The sequence below is a fragment of the Mycolicibacterium chlorophenolicum genome (genome assembly GCF_001044235.1).
Taxonomy (GTDB): Bacteria; Actinomycetota; Actinomycetes; order Mycobacteriales; family Mycobacteriaceae; genus Mycobacterium; species Mycobacterium chlorophenolicum.
On the sequence record NZ_JYNL01000001.1, the window covers coordinates 152,406 to 164,128 of the forward strand.

At 69.3% G+C, this 11,723-nt stretch carries 15 protein-coding genes; 10 read left to right on the top strand and 5 right to left on the bottom strand.

Annotated features, from left to right (window positions below; translation table 11 throughout):
* Nucleotides 1-15: 15 nt before the first annotated feature.
* The 5 genes from MCHLDSM_RS00640 to era are packed head-to-tail and all read left to right on the top strand — an operon-like array spanning nucleotide 16 to nucleotide 4,154.
* Nucleotides 16-1,071, top strand: coding sequence for a PhoH family protein (locus MCHLDSM_RS00640; RefSeq protein ID WP_048468382.1), 1,056 nt, complete (start codon nucleotides 16-18; stop codon nucleotides 1,069-1,071).
* Nucleotides 1,072-1,079: 8 nt separating this feature from the next.
* Nucleotides 1,080-1,634, top strand: a complete 555-nt coding sequence (gene ybeY, locus MCHLDSM_RS00645; protein WP_048468383.1) for an rRNA maturation RNase YbeY — start codon at nucleotides 1,080-1,082, stop codon at nucleotides 1,632-1,634.
* Nucleotides 1,631-2,941 carry a hemolysin family protein gene (locus MCHLDSM_RS00650; RefSeq protein WP_048468384.1) on the top strand — a complete coding sequence of 437 codons (1,311 nt, stop codon included), beginning with the start codon at nucleotides 1,631-1,633 and terminating at the stop codon, nucleotides 2,939-2,941. The genes ybeY and MCHLDSM_RS00650 overlap by 4 nt, the downstream gene beginning before the upstream one ends.
* A complete protein-coding gene (locus tag MCHLDSM_RS00655; protein ID WP_048468385.1) occupies nucleotides 2,938-3,255 on the top strand; it encodes a cytidine deaminase-like protein in 318 nt (105 codons plus the stop codon). Before MCHLDSM_RS00650 ends, MCHLDSM_RS00655 begins: the two co-directional genes overlap by 4 nt.
* Nucleotides 3,252-4,154, top strand: coding sequence for a GTPase Era (era, locus tag MCHLDSM_RS00660; RefSeq protein ID WP_048468386.1), 903 nt, complete (start codon nucleotides 3,252-3,254; stop codon nucleotides 4,152-4,154). Before MCHLDSM_RS00655 ends, era begins: the two co-directional genes overlap by 4 nt.
* Here the strand turns inward: era and MCHLDSM_RS00665 are convergent.
* Together MCHLDSM_RS00665 and MCHLDSM_RS00670 are read right to left on the bottom strand one after the other, a co-directional pair.
* Complete coding sequence (locus tag MCHLDSM_RS00665) at nucleotides 4,151-4,636, bottom strand: CAP domain-containing protein (RefSeq protein ID WP_048468387.1); 486 nt, start codon at nucleotides 4,634-4,636, stop codon at nucleotides 4,151-4,153. The two genes, era and MCHLDSM_RS00665, sit on opposite strands and share 4 nt — an antisense overlap.
* 10 nt (nucleotides 4,637-4,646) lie before the next feature.
* Complete coding sequence (locus tag MCHLDSM_RS00670; RefSeq protein WP_048468388.1) at nucleotides 4,647-6,149, bottom strand: amidase; 1,503 nt, start codon at nucleotides 6,147-6,149, stop codon at nucleotides 4,647-4,649.
* 63 nt (nucleotides 6,150-6,212) lie between these two features.
* Here MCHLDSM_RS00670 and recO point away from each other — a divergent pair, with 63 nt between their 5' ends.
* Genes recO through MCHLDSM_RS00690 form a run of 4 tightly spaced genes read left to right on the top strand, consistent with a single transcriptional unit; the run spans nucleotide 6,213 to nucleotide 8,484 of the window.
* The gene (gene recO, locus MCHLDSM_RS00675; protein WP_048419236.1) at nucleotides 6,213-7,049 is read left to right on the top strand and encodes a DNA repair protein RecO; all 837 of its coding nucleotides are present in this window, start codon (nucleotides 6,213-6,215) and stop codon (nucleotides 7,047-7,049) included.
* On the top strand, nucleotides 6,982-7,878 hold the full coding sequence (locus MCHLDSM_RS00680) for a decaprenyl diphosphate synthase (RefSeq protein ID WP_048468389.1): 897 nt from the start codon (nucleotides 6,982-6,984) through the stop codon (nucleotides 7,876-7,878). Before recO ends, MCHLDSM_RS00680 begins: the two co-directional genes overlap by 68 nt.
* Nucleotides 7,878-8,288: a hypothetical protein gene (locus tag MCHLDSM_RS00685; protein ID WP_048468390.1), complete on the top strand. Its 411-nt coding sequence runs from the start codon at nucleotides 7,878-7,880 to the stop codon at nucleotides 8,286-8,288. The genes MCHLDSM_RS00680 and MCHLDSM_RS00685 overlap by 1 nt, the downstream gene beginning before the upstream one ends.
* A gap of 10 nt (nucleotides 8,289-8,298) precedes the next feature.
* Nucleotides 8,299-8,484: a hypothetical protein gene (locus MCHLDSM_RS00690; RefSeq protein ID WP_048468391.1), complete on the top strand. Its 186-nt coding sequence runs from the start codon at nucleotides 8,299-8,301 to the stop codon at nucleotides 8,482-8,484.
* Here the strand turns inward: MCHLDSM_RS00690 and MCHLDSM_RS00695 are convergent.
* Nucleotides 8,481-8,879 carry a Fur family transcriptional regulator gene (locus MCHLDSM_RS00695; RefSeq protein WP_048468392.1) on the bottom strand — a complete coding sequence of 133 codons (399 nt, stop codon included), beginning with the start codon at nucleotides 8,877-8,879 and terminating at the stop codon, nucleotides 8,481-8,483. The genes MCHLDSM_RS00690 and MCHLDSM_RS00695 overlap by 4 nt on opposite strands.
* The gene (locus MCHLDSM_RS00700) at nucleotides 8,876-9,241 is read right to left on the bottom strand and encodes an ArsR/SmtB family transcription factor (protein ID WP_048468393.1); all 366 of its coding nucleotides are present in this window, start codon (nucleotides 9,239-9,241) and stop codon (nucleotides 8,876-8,878) included. Before MCHLDSM_RS00700 ends, MCHLDSM_RS00695 begins: the two co-directional genes overlap by 4 nt.
* Before the next feature lie 87 nt (nucleotides 9,242-9,328).
* On the opposite strand from MCHLDSM_RS00700, the gene MCHLDSM_RS00705 reads away from it, so the two are divergent.
* Nucleotides 9,329-10,723, top strand: a complete 1,395-nt coding sequence (locus MCHLDSM_RS00705; RefSeq protein ID WP_048468394.1) for a glycine--tRNA ligase — start codon at nucleotides 9,329-9,331, stop codon at nucleotides 10,721-10,723.
* Nucleotides 10,724-10,812: 89 nt separating this feature from the next.
* Here the strand turns inward: MCHLDSM_RS00705 and MCHLDSM_RS00710 are convergent, their stop codons facing one another.
* Nucleotides 10,813-11,697 carry a type IV toxin-antitoxin system AbiEi family antitoxin domain-containing protein gene (locus MCHLDSM_RS00710; protein WP_109788710.1) on the bottom strand — a complete coding sequence of 295 codons (885 nt, stop codon included), beginning with the start codon at nucleotides 11,695-11,697 and terminating at the stop codon, nucleotides 10,813-10,815.
* Nucleotides 11,698-11,723 lie beyond the last annotated feature (26 nt).

An 11,723-nucleotide genomic window follows, 5' to 3' on the forward strand; every position in this document is an offset into this window, starting at 1 on the left:
GGCAGAAAAGCCCACGTGACGCCCCGCGAGACGAACGCAGGCTCGGACGCATCACAGGTCCGCAGCACCATCACCGTTCCGCCCGACCTGGTCGTGGGCCTGCTGGGCCGCTCCGACGAGAATCTGCGGGCACTCGAGACTCTGCTCTCCGCCGACATCCATGCCCGCGGCAACGCCGTGACCCTGTCCGGTGAACCGGCCGACGTCGCGCTGGCCGAGCGGGCGATCTCCGAGCTGATCGAGATCGCCGGCAGTGGCCAGCGGCTGACGCCCGACGCGGTGCGCCACAGCGTCGCGATGCTCACCGGTATGCAGGACGGCACGGTCGACGAGTCGCCGGCCGAGGTGCTGACGCTGGACATCCTCAACCGGCGCGGCAAGACGATCCGGCCCAAGACGCTCAACCAGAAGCGCTACGTCGACGCGATCGACAACCACACCATCGTGTTCGGCATCGGCCCCGCCGGCACCGGCAAGACGTATCTGGCCATGGCCAAGGCGGTCAGCGCCCTGCAGACCAAGCAGGTCAGTCGCATCATCCTGACCCGGCCCGCGGTGGAAGCGGGGGAGCGTCTCGGCTTCCTGCCCGGCACGCTGAGCGAGAAGATCGACCCGTACCTGCGCCCGCTGTACGACGCGCTGCACGACATGATGGACCCCGAGCTGATCCCGAAGCTGATGAGCGCCGGGGTCATCGAGGTCGCGCCGCTGGCCTACATGCGCGGCCGCACGATCTCCGATGCGTTCATCATCCTCGACGAGGCGCAGAACACCACCGCCGAGCAGATGAAGATGTTCCTCACCCGGCTGGGTTTCAACTCGAAAATCGTTGTCACAGGCGATATCACGCAGGTCGACCTGCCCGGTGGGGCGCCGTCGGGGCTGAACGCCGCGACACGCATTCTCGCCGGCATCGACGACATCCACTTCGCCGAACTCACCAGTGCCGACGTGGTCCGGCACCGGCTGGTGTCCGAGATCGTGGACGCCTATGCCCGGGCCGAGGAGCCGAGCCTGATGAACCGGGCGCAGCGACGCGCATCGGGCAACGGGAACCGGCCGAGGCGGTAACGCGACCCATGACCATCGAGGTGTCCAACGAGTCGGGCATCGACGTCTCCGAGTCCGAACTCGTCAGCGTCGCGCGCTTCGTGATCCGGAAGATGGACGTCAACCCCGCCGCCGAGCTGTCCATGGTGCTGCTCGACTCCGCGGCCATGGCCGATCTGCACATGCGCTGGATGGATCTGCCGGGCCCCACCGACGTGATGAGCTTCCCGATGGACGAGCTCGAACCCGGCGGGCGGCCCGACGCCCCCGAGCCGGGCCCGGAGATGCTCGGCGACATCGTGCTGTGTCCCGAGTTCGCCGCCGGCCAGGCCGCCGACGCCGGGCATACCCTCGGTCAGGAACTGGCCTTGCTGACCGTGCACGGCGTGCTGCATCTGCTGGGCTACGACCACGCCGAACCCGACGAGGAAAAAGAGATGTTCGCGCTGCAGCGGCAGCTGCTCGAGGAGTGGGTGGCCGAGCAGGTCGAGGCCTACCACCAGGACAGGCAGAACGAGAAGGACCGCAGGCTGCTGGACAAGTCCCGATATTTCGATGATCTGAACCACGGCGACACTCTGTGACCGGGCTCGGACAGCTGATCGGCGCGATCTTCCTGATCGGCTTCGCCGGTCTCTTCGCCGCGATCGACGCCGCCATCAGCACGGTGTCGATCGCCCGGGTCGAGGAGCTGGTGCGCGACGAGCGCCCCGGCGCCGTCCGGCTGGCGCAGGTGATGGTCGACCGGCCGAGATACATCAATCTCGTTGTGCTGCTGCGTATCGCGTGTGAAGTCAGCGCGACGGTGCTGCTGGCGGCCTACCTCGACGACTTCCTCGGTGTCAGTGGCGGCCTGATGACCGCCGCGGCGATCATGACGGTGATCAGCTTCGTGGCCATCGGTGTGGGCCCGCGTACCGTGGGCCGGCAGAACGCGTACACCATCGCGTTGGTGTCGGCCCTTCCGCTGCAGGGCATCTCGGTGGTGCTGGCGCCGGTGAGCCGGCTGCTGGTGCTCATCGGTAACGCGCTGACGCCGGGCCGCGGGTTCCGCAACGGACCGTTCGCCTCGGAGATCGAGCTGCGCGAGGTCGTCGACCTGGCCCAGCAGCGCGGCGTGGTGGCCGACGACGAACGCCGGATGATCCAGTCGGTGTTCGAACTCGGTGACACCCCGGCCCGCGAGGTGATGGTGCCGCGCACCGAGATGGTGTGGATCGAAAGTGACAAGACAGCGGGTCAAGCCACGTCGTTGGCGGTGCGCAGCGGGCATTCGCGCATCCCGGTGATCGGGGAGAACGTCGACGACGTCGTCGGCGTGGTCTACCTCAAGGACCTCGTGCAGCGCACCTACTCCTCGAGGAACGGCGGCCGGGACACCAAGGTGTCCGACGTGATGCGCAAGCCGGCGTTCGTGCCCGACTCCAAGCCGCTGGACGCGCTGCTGCGCGAGATGCAACTCGACCGCGTGCACATGGTGCTGCTGGTCGACGAGTACGGCGCGATCGCCGGGCTGGTGACGATCGAGGACGTGCTCGAGGAGATCGTCGGCGAGATCGCCGACGAGTACGACACCGACGAGGTCGCCCCGGTCGAGGAGCTGGGCGACCGGCAGTACCGGGTGTCGGCACGGCTGCCCATCGAGGATCTGCGCGAGCTCTACGACCTGGAGGAGGACGAGGACCTCGACGTCGACACCGTCGGCGGCCTGCTCGCCCTCGAACTGGGCCGGGTGCCGCTGCCGGGCGCCGAGATCACCTGGGACGGACTGATGCTGCGCGCCGAGGGCGGACCGGACCCCCGCGGCCGCGTCCGTGTCGGCACCGTGCTGGTCAGTCCCACCGAACCCGAATCCGAGCCGGACGGCGACGGACAGGAAGGACGGGAATGACCGAACTCGATACCGAGGACGCCAAACTCGTCGTGCTGGCGCGTGGCGCGATGGGCCGCGCCGAGGCCGCCAGCGGGGCGGCGGTGCGTGACGCCGACGGCCGCACCTACGCGGGTGCGCCGGTGACGCTGGCCGCGCTGGAGCTGACCGCATTGCAGGCCGCCGTCGCGGCGGCGGTGTCCAGCGGCGCGACGGGTCTGGAGGCTGCCGTGCTCGTCGGCGGCGGGGACGACGATCCCGGCCTCGCCGCGGTGCGCGAACTGTCCGCCGATGCGGCGGTCATCGTCACCGACAGGGCCGGCAACCCGCGATGAGCGACGAATTCCGTTCCGGCTTCGCCTGTTTCGTCGGACGGCCCAACACCGGCAAGTCCACGCTGACCAACGCACTGGTCGGCGCCAAGGTCGCGATCACGTCGAATCGCCCGCAGACCACCCGGCACACGATCCGGGGCATCGTGCACCGCGACACCTTCCAGATCGTGCTCGTCGACACCCCGGGCCTGCACCGGCCGCGCACCCTGCTCGGGCAGCGGCTCAACGATCTGGTCAAGGACACCTACTCCGAGGTCGACGTGATCGGGCTGTGCATCCCCGCCGATGAGAAGATCGGTCCGGGGGACCGCTGGATCTACGAGCAGATCCGCGCCGTCGCGCCGAAGACCACCCTCGTCGCGATCGTCACGAAGATCGACAAGGTGTCCAAAGACGCTGTGGCGCAACAGTTGATGGCGGTCAGCGAGCTCGTCGGCCCGGACACCGAGATCGTGCCCGTCTCGGCCACGTCGGGCACGCAGCTCGACGTCCTCACCGACGTGATCGTCGCGCAGCTGCCGCCCGGCCCCGCGTTCTACCCCGACGGGGAACTCACCGACGAACCCGAAGAAGTGCTGATGGCCGAGCTGATCCGCGAGGCCGCGCTCGAAGGTGTGCGCGACGAGCTGCCGCACTCGCTGGCGGTGGTGATCGACGAGGTCGAACCCCGTGAGGGCCGAGACGATCTGATCGACGTCCACGCCATCCTCTACGTCGAACGCGACTCCCAGAAGGGCATCGTGATCGGCAAGGGCGGCGCCCGGCTGCGCGAGGTGGGCACCGCCGCGCGCACGCAGATCGAGAAGCTGCTCGGCACCAAGGTCTATCTCGACCTGCGCGTGAAGATCGCGAAGAACTGGCAGCGCGATCCCAAGCAGCTCGGCCGGCTGGGCTTCTAGGTCGGCTGCCCGTACACCGCGACCACCACACTGCGGTCCAGGCTGTTCTCCGACCACACGCCGATCTGGGTGTTGGCGCAATTGCTCATGATCGCCATGTAGTCGGGCCGGTAGTACCACTGGTTCAGGATCTCGATGCCGCTGATGGCCAGCGCCGGATTGATCGCCACCGTCTCCGAGACCGTGCCGACGAAGCCCGCCTTGTTGGCACGGTCCTGTGCGGTCGAGCCGTCGGAGCCGATGTCACCGTCGAGTGCGCGGTTGTTGAGCACGTCGTTCGTGTGCCACTGCGCGGCCAGCCGCAGCTGCGGGTTGATCTTGATCTCGGTCGGGCAGCCGTGCTGCTTCTGAATCGTGAAGACGTTGACCACGACGCTCTCGTTGAGGCGCTTGTTGTCGGCGTGCGCGGCCGGAGTCCCGACGATCGCGCCCGCCACCAGCACCGCGGCAGGCAGCGCGCGCAGGATCGAGGAGGCGGTCACAGCCGGGAGACTACGCGACCTCGTCGGCGACCGAGTGCGGAGCGGGCAGATTCGTCTCCGCCGGCGGGGCCGCGGCGCGGGTGTCCCACCAGTTCTCCGGCTGATGGACCGCCCAGCCGTTGACGGCTTCCAGGGCGGCCGCCAACGAGACCAGCAGCGGTTCGCTGTGGGCCGGGCCCATCAGTTGCACACCGATCGGCAACCCGTCGGAGGTGAACCCCGCCGGCACGTTGATGGACGGCCAACCCAGCAGATTCCACGGCCACGTGGCCGGGCAGGCGCGGATCATCGCCCGGTCGGTGGCCAGGCCGCTGCGCCCGTCGAACGCGTCGACCCGGGGCGGGGGCAGTGCGGTGGTCGGGGCGAGCACCACGTCGGCGAGGTTGAAGATCCAGCCGATCCGCTGCCGGGTGACCGCCTCGTGGGCGCGGGCCTTGCGCAGGACGTGCTCGGAGAGCAGCCGCCCCATCCGGGCGTTGGCCACCGTGCGCTTGTCCCAGACCACCCGGTGCCCCAACCGGTCCACCCAGTGCGGGATCCCCGCCGTCGAGCGGGCCAGGAAGTTCCACGACATGCGCAGGTCGTAGTCGGGGTCTGCGGCGACGATCGTGTGGCCGAGCTGTTCGAGTTGCTGCGCGACCGCCTCGAGCGCCGCGCGGATCTCCGGGTGCAGCGTCGCCCGGAACACGGTGTACGGGAACTTCGTCGACAGCGCGACCCGCAGCGGACCGGGGGCGCGCGACACGTGGTCGGACACCTGCACCGGCGGCGGGGTGTGCAGATCACCCGGGGCGTTGCCCGAGGCCGCATCGAGCACCAGCGCGGCATCGGAGACCGTGCGGGCGAGCACCCCGTTGACCGTGATCCCGTTGAACGCCTCGGCAAGTGGCCACGTGGAGATCCGTCCGCGTTGCGGTTTGATGCCGACCAGGTGCGTCCACGCGGCGGGGATGCGCACGCTGCCCGCCCCGTCGGAGCCGATCGCCGCGGCCACCAGACCCGCCGCGACGGCCGCGGCGCTGCCGCCCGACGATCCGCCCGGGGTGTGCTCACGCGACCACGGGTTGCGGGTGTGCCCGAACGCCGGCCCGCTGGTGAACGGCCACTGGCCCAGCTCGCAGGTGTTGGTCTTGCCGACGATCACCGCGCCGGCCGCGCGCAGGCGCCGCACCACCTCGGCGTCGGCGCCGGCCTCGGTGACCTCACCGTCGGCGCCGAACCGGGTCGGCACGCCGGCGACGTCGACGTCGTCCTTGACCGCGATCGGGATGCCGAGCAGGGGGAGGGCCGAATTGCTGTGTCCGGCAGCGCGTTTGCGGTCAGCGGCGGCCGCCTCGGCGAGCGCGGACTCGCGGAGCACCACGCGGAAGGCGTTGAGGGTCGGCTGGCTCGCCTCGATCGCGTCGAGGGACCGGCGGACCAGGTCGACGGACGTCGTACTGCCGCTGGCGAGGGCGAAGAGCTGGTTTCCCAGAGTGGGGAAGCGGGTGCGGGGAGCGGGAGTTGCGGCCATCACTGTCCAGAGTATCGGCGCTGCGAACTCGGTTTCACCCGCGAACAGTGGAAGACTGTCCAGATGCGTCTGTACCGCGACCGGGCGGTGGTGCTGCGTCAGCACAAGCTCGGTGAAGCCGATCGGATCGTGAGTCTGCTCACTCGCGATCACGGGCTGGTGCGCGCGGTGGCCAAGGGGGTGCGGCGCACCCGCAGCAAGTTCGGGGCGCGGCTGGAACCGTTCGCGCACATCGATGTTCAGCTCTATCCCGGCCGCAATCTCGACATCGTCACCCAGGTGGCCGCGATCGACGCGTTCGCCTCCGACATCGTCAGCGACTACGGCCGCTACACCTGCGCCTGCGCGATGCTCGAGACCGCCGAGCGGATCGCCGGGGAGGAACACGCGCCCGCGCCCGCCCTGCACCGACTCACCGTGGCCGCGCTGCGCGCGGTGGCCGACGGTGCCCGCCCCCGCGAACTCGTGCTCGACGCCTACCTGCTGCGCGCGATGGGGATCGCCGGATGGGCGCCGGCGCTGACGGAGTGTGCCCGGTGCGCCGCCCCGGGCCCGCACCGGGCTTTTCATGTCGCCGCGGGCGGCAGCGTGTGCGTGCACTGCCGGCCGTCGGGCTCGGTGACCCCGCCCCAGGGGGTGGTCGATCTGATGGCGGCGCTGTACGAGGGCGACTGGGAGCACGCCCAGACGTCCACTGCGTCGCATCGCAGCCAGGCCAGCGGACTGGTGGCCGCGCACCTGCAGTGGCATTTGGAACGACAGTTGCGGACTTTGCCCCTCGTGGAGCGGGTGGACCGGAAGAGCGGGCAGACCATCAGGCAGGATGTGGCGCATGGCAACGGAACGGACCGGGAGGCGGAAGGGCAAGAACAGCTACCCTCAGCTGCCCCCGGCGCCTGACGACTATCCGACGTTCCCGGACAAGTCCTCCTGGCCGGTGATCTTCCCGGAGTTGCCGCCCAAGACCAACGGCAAGTTCGCCCGCCCGCCGCAGCACACCTCCAAGGCGGCGGCGCCGCAGATCCCGGCCGACCAGGTGCCCCAGCACGTCGCGGTGGTGATGGACGGCAACGGACGGTGGGCCACCCAGCGCGGGCTCGGCCGCACCGAGGGTCACAAGATGGGCGAGGCGGTGCTCATCGACATCACCTGCGGAGCGATCGAGCTCGGCATCAAGCACCTCACGGTGTACGCGTTCTCGACCGAGAACTGGAAGCGCAGCACCGACGAGGTCCGCTTCCTGATGGGCTTCAACCGCGAGGTGGTGCGCCGCCGCCGGGAGAACCTCAACGACATGGGCGTGCGGATGCGCTGGGTGGGGTCGCGGCCCCGGATGTGGCGCAGCGTCATCAAGGAATTCGACATCGCCGAGGAGATGACCGTCGACAACGATGTCATCACGATCAACTACTGCGTCAACTACGGCGGCCGCACCGAGATCGTCGAGGCGGCACGTCAACTGGCCCAGGAGGCGGTCGACGGCAAGATCAATCCCGCCCGCATCAGCGAGGCGAGCTTCGCCAAACACCTGCACCGCGCCGACATCCCCGATGTGGACCTGTTCATCCGCACCTCGGGGGAGCAGCGGGCGAGCAACTTCCTGCTGTGGCAGGCCGCCTACGCCGAGTACGTCTTCCAGGACAAGCTGTGGCCCGACTACGACCGCCGTGACCTGTGGGCGGCGTGCGAGGAGTACGTGCACCGCAACAGGCGCTTCGGCAGGGCGTGATGGAGCTCGCCGAGCGTCTGCCCGCGGTGCTGGCCGAGATCCTGCCGGTGCAGCGCGAGGACGACGGCGCGCTGACCGTCCAGCACGAGCAGACGTTCGCCTCGCTGCGGGTGGTGACGATCGCCGAGGGTCTGGAGATGGTGTCCCTGACGCAGGTGCTGGCCTGGGATCTGCCGCTCAACGCGGCGATGCGCGCCGAAGTCGCCAAGCACGCGCAGGACACCCTGCTGGGGACGGTGTCGATGGTGGAGAAGATCGGCGCCAAAGGCTCGGGCGGGCCGAAGAAGACCGGCGATGTGCTGCTGCGATACAACTTCCCGGCCGCGGGGCTGGCCGACGACGCGCTGCGCACCCTGGTGCTGATGGTGCTGGCGACCGGCGCCGATGTGCGCCGCGCGCTGGTGGCCTAGGGTCGTTGGGGTGCGTATTGGTCTGGTCGTCGTCGGGATCGTGGTCGCGCTGTTCGGCCTGCTGTTCACGCTGCAGGGCGTCGGAGCGGTGGGCGGCAGCCCGATGAGCAACACCACCACCTGGTCGGTGCTGGGCCCGATCATCGCGATCGTCGGGGTGGTCGTCGCCGTCGCCGGCTGGCGCCGTCGGCGCTAGCGGCTCGCCGCGCCGCAGCTCCCGCAGATCCCGAAGATCTCTATGGTGTGGCTGACGTCGGAGAAGCCGTGATTGCGGGCGATCTCGGCCGCCCACGTCTCGACCTCACCGCCGGAGATCTCGACCGTCGACCCGCATTGGCGGCACACCAGGTGATGGTGATGCTGCTCCGAGCAGAGCCGGTACACCGATTCGCCGGTGTCGGTGCGCAGGGTGTCGACGGCGCCGGCGGCGGCCATCTGCTGCAGCGTGCGGTACACCGTGGTCAGTCCGACGCCCTCGCCCCGCTTGCGCAGCTCGTCGTGCAGTTCCTGGGCGGAGCGGAAGTCGTCGATGTTCTCCAGCAGCGCGGTCAGCGCGGCGCGTTGCCGGGTCGCGCGGATAGCCCCGGTCACGGTCGTGGCTCCTCGTCCTCGGCCGAGTGCGTCACCGCGGCGACGACGATCTCGGCGAGGTGATCGTCGACCAGGCGGTACACCACTTCCCGGCCCGATCGCTCACCGGCGACCACGCCGGCCGCCTTCAGGATCCTCAGATGCTGGCTCACTAAGGGCTGCGGCACATCGAGCGCGTCGACCAACTCGTGCACGCAGCGGGCTTCCTGGTGCAGCTGCAGCACGATCGCGATGCGCACCGGCGCGGCCAGCGCGCGCAGCAGGTCGCCCGCGGTGTCGAGGACTGCGCGCGGCGGGAGCGCGGGCGCCGGGGCGCCGGCATGATCGTGCCGCTGCTCCCCGATACTGGAAACGATTTTCATTAGGACTCACGATACATGCGTGCCTGTGCATGTCAATCGGCATGTGAGGCGCGGGGCGGTGCATCGGCCCCACTACGCTGTGGAGCCGTGGCCCGAACTTCCTCGATAATCGACACCGTTGCAAACCTGGCCAAGCGGCGCGGGCTGGTGTTCCAGTCCGGCGAGATCTACGGCGGCACCAGGTCGGCGTGGGACTACGGGCCACTCGGCGTCGAGCTCAAGGAGAACATCAAGCGGCAGTGGTGGCGGTCGGTGGTCACCAGCCGCGACGACGTCGTCGGCCTGGACAGCGCCATCATCCTGCCGCGCGAGGTGTGGGTCGCCTCCGGCCACGTCGAGGTGTTCAACGATCCGCTGGTGGAGTGCCTGAACTGCCACAAGCGGCACCGGCAGGACCACATGCAGGAGGCGTACGCCGAGAAGAAGGGTCTCGATGACCCGGACTCGGTGCCGATGAGCGAGATCGTCTGCCCGGACTGCGGCACCAAGGGCCAGTGGACCGAGCCGCGCGACTTCAACATGATGCTCAAGACCTACCTCGGGCCGATCGAGACCGAGGAAGGCCTGCACTATCTGCGGCCCGAGACCGCGCAGGGCATCTTCGTCAACTTCGCCAACGTCGTCACCACGGCGCGCAAGAAGCCGCCGTTCGGTATCGGCCAGATCGGCAAGAGCTTCCGCAACGAGATCACCCCGGGCAACTTCATCTTCCGCACCCGCGAGTTCGAGCAGATGGAGATGGAGTTCTTCGTCGAGCCGGACACCGCCAAGGAGTGGCACCAGTACTGGATCGACACCCGGTTGGCCTGGTACGTCGATCTCGGTATCGACCGGGACAACCTGCGGCTCTACGAGCACCCCAAGGAGAAGTTGTCGCACTACTCCGACCGCACCGTCGACATCGAGTACAAGTTCGGTTTCGCGGGCAACCCGTGGGGCGAGCTCGAAGGTGTGGCCAACCGGACGAACTTCGACTTGTCCACGCACTCCAAGCATTCGGGTGTCGACCTGTCGTTCTACGACCAGGCCAGCGACACCCGGTACGTGCCGTATGTCATCGAGCCCGCAGCGGGTCTGACCCGCTCGCTGATGGCGTTCCTCGTCGATGCCTACCACGAGGACGAGGCGCCCAACGCCAAGGGCGGCGTCGACAAGCGCACCGTGCTGCGTCTCGATCCGCGGCTGGCGCCGGTGAAGGTCGCGGTGCTGCCGCTGTCCCGGCACGCCGACCTGTCGCCCAAGGCCCGCGACCTGGCCGCCGAGTTGCGCCGCTCCTGGAACGTCGAGTTCGACGACGCCGGCGCGATCGGCCGGCGCTACCGGCGCCAGGACGAGATCGGCACGCCGTACTGCGTGACCGTGGACTTCGACTCCCTCGAAGACCATGCGGTGACGATCCGCGAGCGCGACGCGATGACCCAGGAGCGCGTCGCGATCGATGCGGCGAGCGACTACCTCGCGACGCGACTCAAGGGCTGCTGAGGCTCCCGCGAGAGCTGGGGGTACCTCCCGCACGCGAGCGTGCGTGTCTGCAGCCGACACGCCGCGAGTTTCGGCGATTTCGCGCACGCTCACGCCGCCTGCGCGCGCTCGAGGGCAATCTCGATGCGGCGCACCATGTCCCACGAGCGCACGCGCACGTCGTCGAATACCACCGACAGCAGCCACCAGCCCGCCTCGTTGAGCGCCGCCCGCTTCTGGCGGTCGCGCCGAAACTGCTCCTGGTCGCTGTGCCAGTCGAAGCCGTCGTACTCGACGGCAACGTTCAGGTCCGGCCACGCGAAGTCGAGGCGCCACGTGCGCCCGTTGCGATCGACGACTTCGTACTGCAGCTCCGGGGCGGGCAGACCGCCGTCGTGCATCACCAGGCGGGTCTCGCTCTCCATGGGTGATTCCGCTCGTGCGTCGGCGAGGGGGATCAACTCCCGTACCGCGACGATGCCGCGTCTGCCGGCCTGCCTGGCCGCGGCGGCCAGTAGTTCCCGCCGGTCGCAGGTCCCCGTGCGGAGCGCGGCATCGAGGGTGGCCAGGGCCCGGGGGCGACGTAGCGACCGCGCCACTTCGACCGCCGTCCACGCGGCCGCGGTGGCGGGCCGCCCGTCGACGAGTGTGAGCGGGGCGCCGTCGCGCCGGTGTACGACCAGTCCGTCGCCGTCGCGCAGCTGATGGCCCGGCGGCGTGAGCACATGGAGATCGTGCGTGTCCTGGACGTCGAAGCCGAATGCGGCCGCGGCGGTGCCCAGACAGATGGCGACCGGGACACCGGCGCGCAGGTCGAGGCCCCGCAATCTGGTCATCGCGTCGGGCACGTGCGGGCTGTAGACGCCGGGCCACACCTTGATCAATTCTCCGCTGAGGATGTCGCGGTCGAGCCGGCTCCGGCTGAGGTGCTCGAGCAGCTGAGCGGTGGTCGCGACGCCGCCTTGCGCGGCGAACAGTGCCGGGAGATCGGTCATGGACACGATCGTGTGCACACCCGCGG